The sequence below is a fragment of the Leifsonia xyli subsp. cynodontis genome (genome assembly GCF_050632205.1).
GTDB classification, from domain to species: Bacteria; Actinomycetota; Actinomycetes; order Actinomycetales; family Microbacteriaceae; genus Leifsonia; species Leifsonia xyli_D.
Genome location: NZ_CP192578.1, coordinates 924992 through 942682, shown reverse-complemented (window position 1 = coordinate 942682; position 17691 = coordinate 924992). Strand labels below are relative to the sequence as shown.

Annotated in this window: 15 protein-coding genes and 1 tRNA gene; 4 read left to right on the top strand and 12 right to left on the bottom strand. The window is 71.5% G+C overall.

From position 1 onward, the window contains the following. Positions 1 to 40: 40 nt before the first annotated feature. The 10 genes from ACQ86M_RS04670 to ACQ86M_RS04625 form a co-directional block, all read right to left on the bottom strand. Positions 41 to 1003, bottom strand: coding sequence for an AAA family ATPase (locus tag ACQ86M_RS04670; RefSeq protein WP_431221418.1), 963 nt, complete (start codon positions 1001 to 1003; stop codon positions 41 to 43). A gap of 18 nt (positions 1004 to 1021) precedes the next feature. Then, positions 1022 to 2512, bottom strand: a complete 1491-nt coding sequence (locus ACQ86M_RS04665; protein ID WP_431247226.1) for a fibronectin type III domain-containing protein — start codon at positions 2510 to 2512, stop codon at positions 1022 to 1024. A gap of 47 nt (positions 2513 to 2559) precedes the next feature. After that, the gene (locus ACQ86M_RS04660) at positions 2560 to 6294 is read right to left on the bottom strand and encodes an Ig-like domain-containing protein (protein WP_431247225.1); all 3735 of its coding nucleotides are present in this window, start codon (positions 6292 to 6294) and stop codon (positions 2560 to 2562) included. A gap of 111 nt (positions 6295 to 6405) precedes the next feature. After that, complete coding sequence (locus ACQ86M_RS04655) at positions 6406 to 7164, bottom strand: hypothetical protein (RefSeq protein WP_431247224.1); 759 nt, start codon at positions 7162 to 7164, stop codon at positions 6406 to 6408. After that, entirely contained in the window at positions 7152 to 8825 is a 1674-nt protein-coding gene (locus ACQ86M_RS04650; RefSeq protein ID WP_431247223.1) for a serine/threonine-protein kinase, read from the bottom strand. Before ACQ86M_RS04650 ends, ACQ86M_RS04655 begins: the two co-directional genes overlap by 13 nt. A gap of 5 nt (positions 8826 to 8830) precedes the next feature. Further along, a complete protein-coding gene (locus ACQ86M_RS04645; protein WP_431247222.1) occupies positions 8831 to 10057 on the bottom strand; it encodes an FHA domain-containing protein in 1227 nt (408 codons plus the stop codon). 7 nt (positions 10058 to 10064) lie between these two features. Beyond that, positions 10065 to 10880 (bottom strand): PP2C family protein-serine/threonine phosphatase, encoded by an 816-nt coding sequence (locus ACQ86M_RS04640; RefSeq protein ID WP_431247221.1) that lies wholly within the window; start codon positions 10878 to 10880, stop codon positions 10065 to 10067. Then, the gene (locus ACQ86M_RS04635; RefSeq protein ID WP_431220939.1) at positions 10877 to 11944 is read right to left on the bottom strand and encodes a TerC family protein; all 1068 of its coding nucleotides are present in this window, start codon (positions 11942 to 11944) and stop codon (positions 10877 to 10879) included. Before ACQ86M_RS04635 ends, ACQ86M_RS04640 begins: the two co-directional genes overlap by 4 nt. A 268-nt stretch (positions 11945 to 12212) precedes the next feature. Beyond that, positions 12213 to 12288 (bottom strand) — tRNA-Glu (locus ACQ86M_RS04630). A gap of 74 nt (positions 12289 to 12362) precedes the next feature. Next, positions 12363 to 13265, bottom strand: a complete 903-nt coding sequence (locus tag ACQ86M_RS04625; protein ID WP_431220938.1) for a YegS/Rv2252/BmrU family lipid kinase — start codon at positions 13263 to 13265, stop codon at positions 12363 to 12365. Positions 13266 to 13365: 100 nt separating this feature from the next. On the opposite strand from ACQ86M_RS04625, the gene ACQ86M_RS04620 reads away from it, so the two are divergent. Continuing rightward, positions 13366 to 14004, top strand: a complete 639-nt coding sequence (locus tag ACQ86M_RS04620) for an MBL fold metallo-hydrolase (protein WP_431247220.1) — start codon at positions 13366 to 13368, stop codon at positions 14002 to 14004. Between the two features lie 13 nt (positions 14005 to 14017). Further along, positions 14018 to 15406: a cryptochrome/photolyase family protein gene (locus tag ACQ86M_RS04615; RefSeq protein ID WP_431247219.1), complete on the top strand. Its 1389-nt coding sequence runs from the start codon at positions 14018 to 14020 to the stop codon at positions 15404 to 15406. Between the two features lie 20 nt (positions 15407 to 15426). Here ACQ86M_RS04615 and ACQ86M_RS04610 read toward each other — a convergent pair whose 3' ends face one another. Beyond that, positions 15427 to 15690: a hypothetical protein gene (locus tag ACQ86M_RS04610; protein ID WP_431247218.1), complete on the bottom strand. Its 264-nt coding sequence runs from the start codon at positions 15688 to 15690 to the stop codon at positions 15427 to 15429. A gap of 58 nt (positions 15691 to 15748) precedes the next feature. Here ACQ86M_RS04610 and ACQ86M_RS04605 point away from each other — a divergent pair, with 58 nt between their 5' ends. Both ACQ86M_RS04605 and ACQ86M_RS04600 read left to right on the top strand, forming a co-directional pair. Continuing rightward, complete coding sequence (locus ACQ86M_RS04605; RefSeq protein ID WP_431220934.1) at positions 15749 to 15937, top strand: hypothetical protein; 189 nt, start codon at positions 15749 to 15751, stop codon at positions 15935 to 15937. A 63-nt stretch (positions 15938 to 16000) separates the two neighbouring features. After that, a complete protein-coding gene (locus ACQ86M_RS04600; protein ID WP_431220933.1) occupies positions 16001 to 16762 on the top strand; it encodes a nuclease-related domain-containing protein in 762 nt (253 codons plus the stop codon). A gap of 15 nt (positions 16763 to 16777) precedes the next feature. On the opposite strand, the gene ACQ86M_RS04595 is transcribed toward ACQ86M_RS04600, so the two are convergent. Next, positions 16778 to 17656 (bottom strand): metal-dependent hydrolase, encoded by an 879-nt coding sequence (locus ACQ86M_RS04595; RefSeq protein ID WP_431247217.1) that lies wholly within the window; start codon positions 17654 to 17656, stop codon positions 16778 to 16780. Between the last annotated feature and the right edge of the window lie 35 nt (positions 17657 to 17691).

Here is a 17691-nt window from a genome sequence, read left to right as displayed (position 1 = left end):
ATCCTGTCTGTCGAGTCGGCGGAGGAGAGCGGTGGGGCGGTCAGGCCGCGCGGTACGCCGGCGGCGTGGCGGAGGCGACGGCGCGCTCGACGATGTCGGCGGCGGTGACGCCCGCGAACTCCGACTCCGGGTCGACGATCACGCGGTGCGCGAGCACGGGCAGTGCGAGGTCGCGGATGTCGTCCGGCGTGATGTAGGTGCGACCGGACGCGATCGCCCAGGTCTTCGCCGCGCGGGCGAGTGCCAGGGCGCCGCGGATGCTGACGCCGAGGGCCGCATCCTTGTCGTCGCGCGTCGCCGTGACGATCTCGCTGAGGTAGCCCATCACGCTGGCGTCGGTGTGCACCTCGGAGGCGAGCTGCGCGAGCGTCGAGACCGAGTCGGCGGCGATGATCGGGCGCACGGCGGCGGCCCGCGAGCGGTTGGACGAGTCGAGCAGCAGGTCGACGGTGGTCGCGTGGTCGGGGTAGCCGAGCGACGTCTTGATGAGGAACCGGTCGAGCTGCGCCTCGGGCAGCGAGTAGGTGCCCGCCTGCTCCACGGGGTTCTGCGTGGCGATCACGACGAACGGCGACCCGACCGGATGGCCGACCCCGTCGACCGTGACGACGCCCTCCTCCATCACCTCGAGCAGCGCCGACTGGGTCTTGGGGCTCGCGCGGTTGATCTCGTCGGCCAGCACCACGGTGGCGAAGATCGGCCCGGGGTGGAACTCGAACCGCCCGCTCGACTGGTCGTAGATCGTGACGCCGGTCACATCGGACGGCAGCAGGTCGGGCGTGAACTGGATGCGCGACTGCGTGCCCTCGACGGTGTTGGCGAGCGCCTTGGCCAGCACCGTCTTGCCGGTGCCGGGCACATCCTCCAGCAGCACGTGCCCGCCGGAGAGCATCGCCGTGATCACCAGGCGGATACTGTGCTCCTTGCCGAGGATCGCCTTGTCGACGTTCGCCACCAGCTGGCTGAACGCTCCGGCGAACCAATCCGCCTGCTCCTGCGTCACCGTCACTTCTGCTTCTCCTTACTTGGACCAGTCCTGGACACTGCTCTGCACCCCGTTCACGATCACGTAGGCGCCCGGGTAGCCGCACCACGGCTCGATGTCGCTGTTCGGGTTGCCGTGGTAGTGGCCGTACCCGCTGCCGTCGGTCGAGATCGACCGGGTCGACAACGTGCTCCCATTGCAGTGCATCTGCACGCTGAGGGTGCGGTTCGCCGGGAAATTGTGGATGGTCACGTCATACGTGTAGCTGTGGACCCATCCGGGCTTGAGGTCGCCCTTCGCCAGGTCGATGGACGGCGACGGGGGCGGCGGATTCTGCACCTGCACGGTGTTCGACGTGACGGTCGGCCCCTGCTTGCCGCCCGGGTTCGTGGCGTACACCTCGAACGAGTAGCTGCCGGCGCCCCGGTTGTTCGCCGTCGCGCTCGTGCCGGAGGTGCTCTGCCAGCTGCCGCCGTTGAGGCGGTAATGATAGGTGGCCGCGCCGCCGCCGGTGCCGCTCGGGTCGGCGAGCGCGTCCCAGCTCATGGTCAGGTCGCTCGGCGCGTTGCCGCTGCTGCGGATCGTCGCCCCGCTCACCCGGGACGGCGTCCCGTACGGCGTCACCGGGTCGCTCGCCGCCGACAGCTCGGACCATCCGTCGGCGTTGTGGGCGCTGACCTGGAACGTGTACGAGCGGCCGTTGGTGAGCCCGCTGATGGTCACATCCCCGACGCTGGTGGTGGTGACCGTCTTGCCGCCGCCGGTCACCCGGTACTGGTCGATGGCCTTGCCGTTGTCCGCCGGGGCCTTGATCGCGACGGTGACCTGGCCGTCGCTCGCCCGCGGGTTGGACGGCGCGCTGGGCTTCGCCGGCACGTCGTGGATGGTGACGCGCAACTGCCCGATCGCCGCCGCCGTCCGCTTCGGATCCTTCGTCGCATCCTGCACGTGGTAGACGATGTTGACCGCGCCGATCGCCGCTCCGGATGCCGCGCTGACGCTGATCGACGAGCCGGTGTGGGTGACCGTCACGCCCGAGGGCGCGCTCTGCGCGGTGGCGTCCGTGATGGTCAGCGGCTGGCCGGGGAACGGGTTCACCCACTGGTCGTCGCCGGCCGCCCCGGTCCGCGTCACCGTCTGGCCGCGCTTGACCTCCTGCGTCTGCGGCGGGTTCTTCTGCGTCGCCACCGGACGGCTCGAGCTGACCACCTGCACGTTCACGGTCCCCTGGATGGTGTGCGTGCCCGAGCTGATGGTGACGGCGATGGTGGCGGTCTCGCCGGCCTGGGTGCCGAGCGGAGCGGAGAGGGTCAACGTCGACCCGCTGAGCGACGACTGGATCTTCGGATTCGACGAGGTCCCGCCCCCGTAGGTGAGCTTGCTCAGGATGTCGGGGTTGGGGTGGAAGCTCGACGCCCGCAGGTCGACGGAGAGCGGCGCCTCCCCCGGCTCGATCTTCTCGCTCGGCGATGTGAAGGTGGGCGCGACATCCGACTGATCCGGCTCGCCGACGGTGATCGGGAGCACCAGGGTGGTGATGCGGTCCGATGACTGGCCGGACTCGCGGCCGTCGTTCAGCTTGAACGTGATCGCCGCCGGCCCGCGGTAGCCCTTCGCGGCGGTGAACGTGAGCGTCTGGTCGTCGCGGTACGACGACCCCCGGAGCTGTTGGTGGCGCTCACCCCGGAGGCGCCCGTCAGCTTGTAACCGCGGCCGGACGGCACGGTCACGATGTCGGACAGCCTCCAGCTCTTCGACCCGTCGGCCTGCACGATCTGCTGCGGCAGCCCGTCGCGGATCCGCGGCGGGGCGGTCGCCCTGCCCTTGGGCGGGACGACCACGAACGCGGTGCCTGTGAGCCCGGTGACCGCGTCGGTAAGGGTGTACGCGATCGCGATGCGCCGCTCGCCGGGCGTGACGGTGAGCGTGCCGTCCTGCCCCACCTGAGCGGCGGAGGCGTTGGGCCCGGCGACGTCGACCTTCAGGTCGCTCGCGAGCCCGGAGGGGTTGGTCGCCCCGGCGAGGACATCGACCTTCACGCTGTCCTTGTCGGCCACCTGATCGGGCTCGAGCACGTGGTCGATCGCGGTGGGCGGCACCTCCCGGGCCTTCGGCGTGACGGTGACCTGGATGAACGCGCTCGCGACTCCGCCCTGGCCGTTGGTGATCTGGTAGCGCACCACGAACGAGCCCTCGTTCTTCGGCGCGGTGACGAGCACGATCTTGCCGTGCACGGACGCCGTGAGCCCCTCATCCACCTGCAGCAGCTTCTTCTGCAGCGCGATCGCGTAGCCGTTCGGGTCGGAGTCGTTGTCGAGCACCGGGACGGCGATGGTGCGACCCGGCTTGACCTGGACGGGATCGTTGACCGCGATCGGCGGCCGGACCTGCGACGGACGCGGGATGACGGCGATCGACACGGTGCCCGTCGCGGTCTTCCCGTAGGTGTCCTTCACCTGGTAGGTGAACGTGTCGGTGCCTGCCGAGTCCGGGTACGCCTCGTAGGTGAAGGAGCGGCTGGTCGAGTCCGAGATGCGACCGAGCGTCGGCTGCGTGCCGAGGCCGGACAGCGTGACGGAGTCCCCGTCCGGGTCGATGCCGTCGAGCGGCACCTCCACCGGCACGGAGGACCCGGCGAACGCGCGGACCGTCAGCGGCTGCGGCTGCGGTGCCCGGTCGGACCCCTTGTCGGCGGCTCCGACGACGAAGGTGACGGTCGCCTGCGCCTTCTGGCCGTACTTGTCGGTGATGCCGTACACGACGTTGTACTGCCCCGGCGTCGTCGGGGCCTGGTAGCGCACCGTCTCGCCGCTGACGAAGGCGGTCGCCCCGCGACCCGCGCCGGCGGCATCCCGCAGCTGGGCGTCGAGGGTGAAGGGCGCGTTGTCGGGCGAGTAGTCGTTGTCCATGACGGACACGGTCGCGACGTCGCCGGCGCGCACGGGCACCTGGTCGTCGACCGCGACGGGCGGCTGGTGCTGCACGAGCGGAGGGACGGGGACCACGGTGATCCCGGCGGTCGCCTCGTTGACGCCGTCGGAGACGACGTAGGTGAGCTGCACCTGCTGGGTGAGCACGGTCGGCGCGGTGATCTTGACGACCGCGTTGTCGCGCACCTCCACGTTGAGGTCCTGCGCGCCCTTCCCGACGGCGACGGCGCGGACCGCGAGCACGCGGCCCGACGGCGACACGTCGTTGTCGAGCACCGCGACGGAGGTCGGCTCGCCCGGACGCACGTACGCCTTATCCGTCACCGCGATGGGCGGCGACGCGCTGGCGCCCTGCGCCTGGATGTCGACGCGGGCGAGGCCGGTCGTGGTCTTGGGGCCGGCGCCGAGCGTGTACACGAGGTAGTACTCCCCCGGCGCGTTGCTCTTCACCGTGATGGTGCCCTTGGCCGCATCGGCCGTCACCTGGGCGCCCGAACCGTCGAGGGCGGCGCCGACGAGGGTGAGCGGCTCGCCGGAGGGCGACTGATCGTTGTCGAGCGGATGCAGCACCACGGGCCGACCGGTGAAGCCGTCCGCGAAGTCCGTCACGGCGACCGGGTCGAGCGTGCCCGCCGGCTTGACCGTGACGATCAGGCTGCCGGTCGTCGACGCGCGGCCGTCCGAGACGGTGACGCGCACCTCCTTCGATCCGGCCTGGCCGGTCTTGCTCGTGAAGGTGACGTCGCCGTTCGGCTTGAAACGCACGTCGTCCTCGGTGGTCGCCGTCGCCGCGACGAGGCTGAGGTCGTCGCCGTCTGGGTCGGTCCAGTCGTTGAGGATGTTGTAGGTGACGGACTGCCCGACCTCCGTCTGCGCGGTGCTCGACCGGGCGGAGGCGGGGGCCGTGTTCTCGGCCGGTTGCCGCAGGGTCGCGTTCACCTGCGCCGAGGCGGCGCCGCCGCGTCCGTCGTCGACCGAGTAGCGGAACGAGATGGTGCCGCTCAGCCCCTCCTTCGGCGTGAACTGGATGGCGCGGCCGCCCTCCACGAGCTGCAGCCGGCCCTGGGCGGCCGGGATCGCCGAGACGTCCGAGACGGTCAGCACGTCGCCGTCCGGGTCGGTGTCGTTGGCGAGCACATGCAGCACGGTGGAGCGACCGGGCCGCACCCCGTAGGCGTCGTCGACCGCGACCGGCGGACGGTTCACGGAGGTCCGCTGGGCGAGCGTGTCGGCGAAGGACTGCACGACCGGCTTCTCCTCGCCGGTGTCGCCCTGCACGGTGGTGTCGTTCGGCTTCAGCTGCGCCCAGTTCTGCACGAGCCGCATGTTCGACGAGACGACCCAGGCGTTGCCGTCGCGGAGGTTGTTCAGCGCGATGACGTCGTGGTTGACCCGGAACTCCAGGTCGTCGCCCTGCACGGGGCGGTCGATGTCGATCCCGACCGGCTTCTTGCCGTCGCAGGCGTAGAGGTAGCGGCCGGAACCGGACCAGGCGCCGTAGGAGCAGCTCCCGAGCCGGACGGGGGCGGAGACCCCATCCGGGCCGCCCTTCGCCGTCGCCCCGGCCGGGCTCGCCGTGACGGTCCCACCGCCCAGCGGCACGCTCAGCAGGCTGTTCGCCGTGGCGACGAGCGCCGCAGGGTCGTCCTGGCCCGGCTGCTGCAGCTTCAGCCCCTTCGCGGGGAGGTCGACGGTCGAGCCGTCCCCCGTGATGATGCGGTTGCGCTGGGTGTCGAGCACCACGGGCCGGTCGCCGACCGCCGTCAGCTGGAACGCGCCAGGGACGGGGAAGCTGCGACTCTGCGCCTTGGCGCCCGGCCGCTCGACGGTGACCAGCCGTTTGCCTTTCGGCGCCACGGCGAAAGTCGTGCCGGACTTCGCGACCGCCAGCTTCGCGCCGCTGCCGAGCTTCGCGACCGGCGCTGTCTTCGCCTTGTCGAAGTCGAGCCGGCCGGAGGCGTCGAGCACCCACAGTGACCCGTTCGGCGCCAGCACCGACAGGGTGTTGCCGCCGTAGCCGACCTGCGAGTCCTCCGGGATCTGGATGCGGCCGCCGAGCGACACGAAGGCGGGGTCGATGCGGTCGACCGTGCCGTGCGGGAGGTCGGTGAGGAAGTACGCCGAGCCGTCCTGCAGCACGTCGAGATCGGCGCTCGCGCCGGTGACCGCCGCATCCAGCTCGTCGATCTGGTGGTTCAGCCGGCCGCCGAGCAGCTTCTCGCCGTTGGTGACCCAGACGTCGCGGGTGTCGAGCTCGACGGCGTTCACCGGGAACCCCTTGTGCAGCACCGCGATGGTGAGAGGAACGCCTGCGACGACGGCGAGTACGGTGATCACGGCGAGCGTCTTCCGCTCGCGGAACCACCTGCTCAACGACACCAAGACTCCGCTTTCCCCCGCGCCCGAAACCGCGTCAACGCTAACATGCGCCCCCGGCGCCTCCGGTATGGGGAGCACTCCCCATACCCGCCGGGCCACGCGCCGAGCGCGTCAGTCGACCGCTCCACCGTCCCGCGGGGAGTCCGCCTGGTCAAGGCGCGACGGCGCCCCCTCAAGGAGGGGCAGGTCCTCCACACCGACGAGCCGTGTGGTGACCGCGTACTCAACCAGCCGCGCGCGCCGGTTGGTCGCCAGCTTTCCCCGGCCCCCGCGCAGCCCGGCCACGCCGAGCTTGTCGAGCTTGTCGCACACGTTGTCGAGCTTGCGGTTGAAGGTCGTCATGCTCCAGCCCAGTCGCTGCGCCGCCTCGGCCGAGCTCGGGATGGTGCCCCGGCCCGGCAGGGCTTGCGTCAGCACGCCCTCGGCCAGCGCGACGATGAGCTGCCGCTGGCTGGTGGTCAGCGTCACCGGGAGCACCGTCGTCGAGCCGCCGGAGGCATCCACCTGCACGGCGGTGTCGAACCAGTCCTCGTCGCTCGAGATGGTGAAGTCGTAGGTCGTCGCGCCCGCGCTGAACATGACGTGCATGGTCGGGAAGACGATGGGCAGCTTCGCGCCAGGAGCGAGCCAGGCCTGCATCGTGCCGGTCGCGTCCGTCACCGTTGCGGTGAGCAGGGTTCCGACGTTGCTCAGCCACCACATCCCGAAGTCGTGCCCGACGGTCAGGAAGCGCCGGTGCAGGTAGGGGTTGTCATCGATGGTCAGCTCGGCCTCGCGCCCGATGCCGAACTCGGCGCCCGGCTCGACGGTGTACAGCTCGCCGCAGAAGTCGACGGTCAGCGGCTTCACCGCGGCCGTCACGAGGCGCACGCCTTCAGCTGCTCGGAGGTCCGGCCGGCGCGGACGGTCGCGACGTCGATGCACACCGGGGCCCCTGGCGTGAGGCCGGTGACGGTGACCTTCGGCTCGGCGGTCACCGCCGGCCCGTTCGTCGTGCCCTCGCGCACCCAGGTGTACTGGTCGCCCTTCTTGCCGCCGTCCGTCTTCCAGGTGAAGGTCGCGCTCGCGCCGTCGGGCGCGCGGACGGCGGAGACCAGCACGGGCGGAGGCACGACGGTGACGGCGATGCCGCTGTCGTCGCCCTGGGCGGCGCGGGTGGGCGTCGGGGACGCCGTCGGTGCGACGACGTTCGCGACGATGGCGGCGGCGATGCCGAGGACGACGACGAGGGCCGCACCCGCGCCGATCCAGGCGAGAAGCCGGCGGCGGGGGTCGCGCGGCTCGTCGGGGGCGATCTCGCCGGCGGGGGCGACATCGGCAGCGGGAGCGGGAACATCAGACACAGGGGCGGCGGTCCGGGATCGGACGACGGTGTGCTCCGGGATGCCGTCGGATCGATCGTGGTCGCCGCCGGGCGCCTGCGGCGAGACCGGGACGACCCCGCGAACGCGCGTCGCGGCAGGCTCGACGGCGGCGGGCGGCTCTGCCGGCGCGAGAGGACGCTCCGGCGGCCGCGGCGGCTCCGGCTGCGCCCGGATGGTCGCGACGGACCGCGCGCGGGTCTCCTGCTCGTCGTCCCCGACGGCCGGCGCGGGGCGCGCATCCGTCAGGCTGAGGTTCGGGACGTCGATGCTCGTCGGTGCGAGCCCGAGTTCCAGCTCGACGCGCTGCAGCGCCCGGGCGAAGTCGACGGCGGTCTGATAGCGGTCCTCGCGCCGGGTGGCCATCCCGCGGCGGAGCGACGCCGTGAGCGAGGCGGGCACATCCGCCCGCTCGAACGGGGTGATCATCCCGCGCTCGATGCGGCCCATCAGGTCGAGCGTGCCGTTGGAGCGGCCCGGCACCTCGAACGGCGTCCGGCCGGCGAGCAGTGTGTACACGGTGGCCGCCAGCGAGAAGATGTCGCTGCGCACGTCCGGGTCGGGGTCGTCGGAGAACATCTCCGGCGGCGACCATGGCACGCTCAGGCCGACGCTGCGGCTCCCGGAGGTCGCCGTGTCCGTCGGCTCCCGTCGCAGCTCGGACAGCGTGGTCGTGTGCACCGGCAGCTCCTCGAGCGCCGACGCGATCCCGAAGTCCGTCAGCGCGGGCCAGCCCAGCGCGTTCGTGAGCACGTTGGCGGGCTTGATGTCGCGGTGCAGGATGCCCGCGGCGTGGGCCGTGGCGACGGCGCTCGACAGGCGGACGCCCGTGCGCAGCGCATCCTCGACGCCGATCCGCTCGCGCTTCAGCCGGTCGGCGAGCGACGGGCCGGAGCAGTACTCCATGACGAGGTACGGCCGGTCGTCGCCGGAGACGCCCGCATGGAAGATCGTCACGATGTAGGGATGCGCGGAGAGCCGCGCCATCACGTTCGCCTCGGCGACGAACCGTGCGCGAGCGGCCTCGTCGACGCCGTCGGTGAGCAGCACCTTCACGGCGACGCTGCGCTTGGGCAGCTGCTGCTCGTAGAGGAAGACGTCGGAGAACCCGCCGGACCCGAGCAGACGGATGAAGTGGAGACCGTCGAGCTCGGGCGGCTGGGACGCCATGCGCCTCATCCGGCCGCCTCGACCGTCAGGGTCGCCCCGCTGCCGAGGTCGATGACGGTGCCGAGCACCACGGTCGTCGGCTCGCCGCTCCGCAGCTTCTGCGGGGAGGTGCCCGGCAACACGATCATGGTGCCGTTGCGCGAGTGCAGGTCGGTCACCACGACGCTGTCGCCCTCGACCGCGACGGCGACGTGGGAGCGCGAGATGTCGTCCTCGGCGGAGGTCAGCGTCACCGGGCGGGCGCCGCGCAGCGACGGGACGGCCGTGACGCTCGGCGCCCGGCCGACGACCAGCGGGGCCGCCAGCGGTTCGCGGCGGCCGTCGGAGAGCAGCACGGCGAACTCGGCCTGCGCCGGCGGCGCCGCGGCGGGCTCGGCCTCCGGGGGCTCGGACGGACGGCGGGGCAGCTCTCCGCTCATCACGGTGAGCCCGTCGTGGTCGCCCTCCAGCCGCCCGGCCGCGGGCGGGAACGAGTCGGTGATGAAACCGGGCAGGTCGATGCGGGGCGGGGCCGCCTCCTCCTCGTCGGGGCGCACTGCCGCATCCTCGATGCTGCGCACCATGGTCGCGCCGAAGAGGTGGTCGTAGCCGGTCGCCTGCGGGGCTGGCTCGGCCGCGACCTCCGTGAGGGTCGCCTCCGGGATGCGGGTGTGCGGATCGGGCACCGCATCCACCGGCTCTGGCGCGACCGCCCGCGGCGCGGGGGCGGCGGGCACCGCATCCACCGGTCCGGTGTCCCTCTCGCGCTTCGGGGGCGCTGCGACCGTCGCGCCGACGTCTTCGGTGCTCTCCTCCGCCGCCCACGCCAGACCGGCCGCCCGCACGACGCCCTCGGCGAGCGGCAGAGAACCGTCGCCGTCGCGGTCGCGGTCGCTGTCGTTGTCGCTGTCGCCGAGCCGGACGCCGCCCGCGCCGGTCACCTGCGTCTCCACCCACGACGAGACGCCGGTCGCCCGCACCTCGCGCGGGCGCCCGCCTTCGGCGACCGTCGCGGACGCCGTTCCGCGGACCGCGAGGAGCACCGTCTCGGTGGAGGCGTCGAGCAGCGCGAAGGACGGCGTGCGGCTCAATCCGCCCGCGACCAGCGCATCCAGCGTCTCGGCGAAGCCAGCGCGCACCGCGCCCAGCAGGGCGCGCAGCCGCGCCGCGTCCCGTTCGTCGACCAGCAGCGCGCGTCCACCGCCCGCGACGACCGCCCACTCCCCTGCTGCCGCCTGCTGAACCTCGAACACGGACGAACTACTCCCTCGGCTGCGTGTCGTCGAGCTCACGGCCGCCGTCCTGCACGCGTTCCTGCGTGTCGACGGACGCCGGAGCATCCTCCCCGGTCATCGATTCAACCACGATCACGGTGATGTTGTCGTGGCCGCCGGCCTCGTTCGCGGCGTCCACCAGAGCAGACGCCGGATCGGCGTGGCCCTGCGCGAGGATGTCCGCGATGCGCCGGTCGCTGAGCTCGCGGGTGAGGCCGTCGGAGCAGACGAGGAAGATCTGGCGGCCCCGCTCTGCGACCAGCGCCGTGTCGGTGTCGACGAAGTCCTCGGCGCCGAGCGCCCGCGTGATCACGTTGCGCTCGGGATGGACCGCCGCCTGCTCCTCGCTGATGAGGCCGGCATCCACCAGCTCCTGCACCGCGGAGTGGTCGACGGTCAGCTGGCGGAGGTCGCGGCCGTCCCATTCGTAGACCCGCGAGTCGCCGACGTTGACGATCATCCACTGCTCGGCGGCGAGCTCGGGCACCCGCACACGCACGATGCCGGTCAGCGTGGTGCCCGCGACGGCCGCACCCGACTCGTCGGCGCCGGAGAGCGCGCGGACCGCGGCGTTCGCCTCGTCGATCGCGCGCACGACCTCGTCGGGGGTCGGTCGCGTCCCCGGCTGCAGCGTCCGCGCCAGGCTCTCGACGGCGGTGCGGCTGGCGAGGTCGCCGCGCGCGTGCCCGCCCATGCCGTCCGCCACGACGAACACCGGATCCTGCGCGAGGGCGCTGTCCTCGTTGACGTGCCGGACCGCACCTGTGTCGCTGCGGACCGTCACACCGACGAGAGAGCTCATGTGCGGGGGTCCTCCTGGGTGCCGTCGACGGCCGCGTTCTCGGTCTCGTCCTCTTCGCTGTCGTCGCCGTGGATGGCCTCGGCGACCGTGACGCCGCTCATCCGCAGCTTCACCAGACTTGCAATGGTAGCGACAACCATCGCACCGACGATGACCGCGAGCGACGTCCAGGTGCTGATATCGGGCGCCCACTCGATGTGCTCGCCGCCGTTGATGAACGGCAACTCGTTCTCGTGCATCGCGTGGAAGACGAGCTTCACACCGATGAACGCGAGGATGAACGCGATGCCGTACTTGAGGTACACCAGCTTGTCGAGCAGGTGCCCGAGCAGGAAGTACAGCTGGCGCAGCCCCATCAGGGCGAACACGTTCGCGGTGAAGACGATGAACGGGCTTTGCGTGATGCCGAAGATCGCCGGGATGGAGTCGAGCGCGAACAGCAGATCGGTCGTCCCGAGGGCGAGGAACACGATGATCAGCGGCGTGAACATCCGCCGCCCGTCGACCGTCGTGCGCAGTTTGTTGCCCTCGTACTGCGTCGACACCTTCAGGTGCCGGCGGGCGAAGCGGATGAACCAGGAGTCGTCCTCGCCCTCGTCGTCATGCGAGCCGAAGGCCTGGTTGAACGCGGTCCAGAGCAGGAACGCGCCGAAGAGGTAGAAGATCGCGCTGAAGCTGGCGATCAGCCCGGCGCCGAGCACGATGAACACGCCGCGGAAGACCAGCGCCAGGAGGATGCCCACCATCAGCACTTCCTGCTGGTACCGCCGGGGCACCGCGAACCGCCCCATGATGATGACGAAGACGAAGAGGTTGTCGATGCTCAGGCTGTACTCGGTCAGCCACCCCGCCAGGAACTGGCCGGCGTGCTCGGCATCCCCGATCAGCAGCATCAGCAGCGCGAAGATCAGCGCCAGGGCCACGTAGAACGACACCCACAGCGCCGACTCCTTGGGACTCGGGATGTGCGGCCGCTTGAAGACGATCAGCAGATCGAACGCGAGGATGAGGATGAGCACCACGAAGGACGTGATCTCGAACCAGAGCGGCAAGGCGACTTCCACGGGGGAACCTTTCGAAGGGCGTCGGACATCGACCGAAAGTCTCTCCCGCACCTGACGGCGCCGCCGTGCCCGGGCCCGCTGCATCGCGGACCGTGATGACGTGCACAGCGCCGGCCCTGGTCGCAGGCGCACGCGCCCGCCCCTCAGCCGTCTGGGATACTCCCCTTCGCTACCGACAGCGTAGTCGACGCTCGCGGCGGCGGCAGGATGCGGCCGGAACGCTCATGAAAAAGCCCGGACGCCAGTCAATGACTGGCATCCGGGCTGTTGGTGACCCCAGCGGGATTTGAACCCGCGTTACCGCCGTGAGAGGGCGACGTCCTAGGCCGCTAGACGATGGGGCCGTCTGGCAACTAGAAGATCATGCCACAGATGGGGTGTCGATGCCAAAACGGGGCGGGCGTCCCGGGCGCGTCGCTCAGGCCAGCACGCGGAGGGCCCCCGGCGCAACCGCGACCTCGATCGGGAGCGGGCCGATGCGCTCGCCGTCGGCGTAGGCGACGATGCCCTCGGCCTCGATGTGCACGCCGCTGACGGGCAGGATGGTCACCTCCGGAAGGTCCGTGTGCTCGCCGCGGAACACCTTCGGGAACATCCGCAGGAAGCGCAGGCGGGACATCCGGGAGACGATGAAGAGGTCGAGGAGGCCGTCGGCGAGGTCCGCGTCGGGGACGATCCGCATCCCGCCGCCCAGGGAGCGGTTGTTGGCGACCGACACGAGCATGGCATCCACCTCGATGAGGCGGCCGTCGGCATGGATGCGGTACGGGCGCGGCCGCAGCGTCGCGAGCTCGCGGAGCAGGGCGACGACGTAGCGGCTGCGACCGCGCGGGCGGGTCATGAGGTTCGCCCGCTCGTTGACCGTGGCGTCGAAGCCCGCGGACACGACGCAGCCGAACCAGGTGGTGAGCTCGCCGTGGCGGATGGTGCCGGCGTCGATGGTGCGCGGCTCGCGCTGGAGGGCGTCGAGCAGCAGGTCGATGGCGGCCTCGGTGTCCTTCACCGGGATGCCGAGGCCGTCGGCCAGGTCGTTTCCGGTGCCGCTCGGGACGATGCCCAGCGGGATGCCGCTCTCGGCGACCAGATCGATGCCGAGGTTGGCCATCCCGTCGCCGCCGACGACGACCAGCGCGTCGACCGGGTCCTGCAGCGCCCGCGCGGTCTCGCGGCGCAGCAGCTCGATGTTGGCCTCGTCCATCGCGACGACCCGGTGCCCCGCCTCGCGCAGCCGGTGCACGACGCGGGGCCCGACCTCACGGCGGTGCCCGAAGGACGCCATGGGGTTGACCGCGACGACCACGGCCCGCGGAGTTGCGGTCACAGTGCACGATGATGGCACATGCCGGCGCGTCAGAGGCGGAGCCGGCGGAGCAACGGGTCCGCGCTTGCACGCGCATCCCATCCGGTATTTCCTTGGGCTTATGAGACTCACCAAGTTCGAACACGCCGGCCTCCTCCTCGAACAGGACGGACGGAAGCTGTTCATCGACCCGGGAAGCTTCACCTCTCCGCTCACGGACACCGCGAACGCCGTCGCCGTCGTCATCACCCACGAGCACCCGGACCACTGGACGCCCGAGCAGCTGAACCGCGTGCTCGAGCTCTCGCCCGGCGCCACGGTGTACGCCCCCGAGGGCGTCGCCAAGGCGGCTTCCGACTTCGACATCACGGTCGTGCACCCCGGCGACACGATCGACGCGGAGCCGTTCACCCTCCGCTTCTTCGGCGGCCGCCACGCCGTCATCCACGAGAGCATCCCAGTCGTCGACAACGTCGGCGTGCTCGTCAACGACCAGCTGTACTACGCCGGCGACTCCTTCTTCGTGCCGGAGGGGGTCAAGGTCGACGTCCTGGCCGCTCCGGCGGGAGCGCCGTGGATGAAGATCGCCGAGGCGATGGACTACGTGCTCGCGGTGAAGCCCAAGCGCGCCTTCCCGATCCACGAGATGGTGCTCTCGCGGGCGGGAAAGGACATGTCGAACGGACGTCTGCAGTGGGCGACCGAGCAGAACGGCGGCAGGTACTTCCCGCTCGAGCCCGGCGATTCGCTCGAGCTGTGAGCGCCCCGGTATCGTGACGGCCGACTCCGAGCGCGACCGCCCGGCGGTCGTCTGGCTCCGCGACGACCTGCGTGTCGCCGACAACCCGGCCCTGCAGGCAGCCGCCGAGACCGGCCGCCCCGTGCTGTGCGTCTTCGTCTGGGACGACGAGACACCGGACCTCCGGGTGCCCGGCGCGGCGGGCCGGTGGTGGCTGCACCACAGCCTCGCCTCTCTGGCCGAGAGCCTGCGCGGCCTGGGCGCCGGGCTGACCGTCCTCCGCGGCCGCAGCGAGCAGGTGATGGGCCACCTGCTGCGTGAGACCGACGCCGCAGCGGTCTTCTGGAACCGGCGCTACGGCGGCGTCGAACGCCGGATCGACGAAGCGGTGAAGACAGCCGCACGAGAGAACGGGCTGGAGGCGACGAGCTTCGCCGCGAACCTGCTCTTCGAGCCCTGGACCATCCGCACCGGCCAAGACACCCCGTTCTCGGTCTATACGCCGTTCTGGCGCGCGTGCCTCGCCGCTCCGCAGCCGCGGAGACCCGGCCCCGCGCCGCGGTCGCTCCGCGGAGCGAACACCCCGATCGCGGGCGCCCTGACCTTCGACGACCTCGCGCTGCTCCCGACGCATCCCGATTGGGCCGGGGGCCTGCGCGACACGTGGGAGCCGGGCGAGAAGGCCGCGCACGACCAGCTCTCGCGCTTTCTGCACGACGACCTGGCCGCTTACGCGGAGGAACGAGACGTGCCCGGCGTGAACGCGACGTCGCGGCTCTCCCCGCGCCTGCGCTGGGGCGAGCTGAGCCCCTTCCAGGTGTGGCACGCCACGGCCGAGCACCGCGAGCGCTCGAACGCGCAGGGTGCGGCGACCTTCGCCTCGGAGCTGGGCTGGCGCGAGTTCGCCTATCACACGCTCTTCGAGCACCCCGACATGGCGACCGTGAACATCCATCGCGAGTACGACTCCTTTCCGTGGCCCCGGCTGCATCCGCCGGCATTGGAGGCCTGGAAGAAGGGTCGCACCGGGGTACCGCTCGTGGATGCGGGGATGCGGGAACTGTGGACAACCGGCGTCATGCACAACCGTGTGCGCATGGTGACGGCATCGTTCCTCATCAAGAACCTGCTCATCGACTGGCGTCTGGGCGAGCAGTGGTTCTGGGACACGCTTGTGGACGCCGACCCGGCGAACAACGCCTTCAACTGGCAATGGGTCGCGGGAAGCGGGGCGGATGCGGCGCCGTACTTCCGTGTCTTTAACCCCGAGCTGCAGCGCGAGAAGTTCGACCCGCACGGGGACTACGTGCGGCGCTGGGTCCCGGAGTGGGACACCGGCGACTACCCGGAGCCGATCGTCGACCTCAAGGAGACCCGTCAGGCGGCGCTCGCCGCCTACGACGTGGTCAAGCGCTCACGCTGAGCGCTCCCACGCGGAGACCGTCACCGCCCGTGCTCGGCGAGGATCTGATCCACGTCGATCCGCTGCAGCAGCGCATCCCAGTCGATCGCTCGCGCCTCGTCGGCCCGCTCCTCCTCGGCGAGCACCCGGCCGCTGCGCTCGACGAGGATGCCGTCGGGCAGCATCCGGTTCAGCTCGGCCAGGATGGCGTCGTCGACGGCCTCGGTGTCGAAGTCGGCGCCCACGCGGGCGAGGTAGTCGCCGGAGACGGTGTACGAGACGATTCCGGTTTCGATGCGGCTCATGGTGGGCATGCTAGCCCGTGCCGCGGACGCACCGTCAAGCCCGGCGTACAGTGCGGGCATGACCGATCGACCGGATGACTCCGCAGCACCCCGCGACGCCGACGCCCTGAACGAGGCCGTCAGCGACCTCGGGAACACCGACGACGACCGGCTGGACGCGGTCCGCGAGCACAACGAGTCGCTCGAGGAGCGCCTCCCGAGCAGCGACGACCTGCCCCGCACGCACGGGGCCCCGGAACAGGGGTAGCCTCCGTCGCCTGTCCCCGGGCGGGGACTGTAGGGGTGCTGCCGCGCTCTGTACGGTTGCCGGGTGAGCGGACAGCGGATGCGCGACCGGGCCCCCGGCGCGGCGGTGATGGAGCAGGTGGTGCGGCTGCAGGAGGCGGCGGGCCCGCGCTCCGCCCTGGCTCGCGCGTTCGGCGTGGACCCGCTGCGGGACGACGCCCAGGCCTGGTTCGCCGGCGCGCTCGGCGAGCGCGAGGTCGGCGCCCTGCTGTCCCGGCTCCCCGCCGGCTGGTCCGCCTTCCACGCGGTCCCCGTCGGCTCGGGTGACGCCGATGTCGATCACCTCGTCGTCGGCCCGGGCGGGGTATTCGTGGTCAACACCAAGCACCACCGGGGCGCGAAGCTGACGGTCTACCAGCGCTCCGTGCTGGTGAACGGCACGAAGCAGCCCTACCTCCGCAACTCCGACCTCGAGGCGTCACGCGTGCGCGGGCTGCTGCTGCGCGCGGGCATCGAGACACCGGTCGAGCCGGTGATCGCCGTGGTGGGTGCGAAGGAGGTGCGCATCCGTCAGAAGCCGGCGCGCGCCGCCGTCGTGCGGTCCGAGAGCCTGATCCGCTGGCTCTCCCGGCGTCCGGTGCGAATGGATGCGGAGGCCGTCGCCCGGGCGGCCGCCCTGTTCGACGACCCGGCGACCTGGCGGCCGGTCGTCTCGTCGCCCGGGACGCTGCAGCGCTTCGACGCGATCGAGCGCGAGGTGCGCAGCGCGCAGTGGGTCCGGCTCGGCTGGGGCCTCGCCGGTGCGCTCGCGGTGGTGGCGCTTGCCCTGCCGTTCCTGCCGCACTGAGGGGCGGCGTTCCGCTCAGGCCGGGTGCGCCGACGTCCGCATCGTGAGGATCAGCGCGCCTTCGCCCTCCACCAGCTCCAGCTCGACGGTGACGGCGGTGAGCTCCGCCAGCGAGGCGGGGTGCGTCCCGCCGCACGGGATCTCGACGGTGCCGTCCGCGAGCTCGGCACGCCAGCGCCGCCGTTCGCCGAGGCCGTGCCCGTCCCCGTCGCGCACGATCGCGATCGGGGCGCCCCCGGCGATCCATCCCGCCAGCAGCCGGTCGACCGTCCCGGACACCTCGTCGAGCCGTCCCGCGAGTTCGGCGGCGGCGAAACCCTTCTTGCGCAGGCTCTTGCCGATCCGGTACTCGTCGACCGAGCCGTCGGGCAGGATGCGCGAGCTCGTGATCGCCAGCTGGTCGAAGTTCGGGCGGCCGCGTCCATCCACCGGTGCGTCCTTCGTCCACAGCGGGGCCAGCGCCTCATTGAGGGCGAGCGACGCCAGGTGGCAGGCGGTGTGGCCCAGCGACAGCGCGCGGCGCCATGCGGCATCGGCCGTCACCGTGACCGCGGCGCCGGGCTCGAGCCCCTCGGCGTCGTCGACCAGGTGGCAGACGACGAATGCCCAGCCCTCGGTGCCCGTCCGGACCGGCGCATCGCCGACGTACAGCGCGCCGCCGTCGGTGGCGCCCACCACGGCGTCGACGATCGGGTACGACCGCTCCCCCAGGGTCAGCGCACCCTCGTCGGCCGGCTGGTCCGGCCACACCGGGTCGACGGGATGGAACGCCGTGCGGTCGAGGATGACGGCGGTCCGCCCGTCGGCCAGCCGCTCCAGGTGCACGACGGTGGCGGCGGCGGTCAGGTCGCCGTCGGGGTAGGTGACGACGGTGTCGGTGCGCGGAAGACTCATCTCACCAGCCTACGGTCGACGGTCTCCGGTCGACG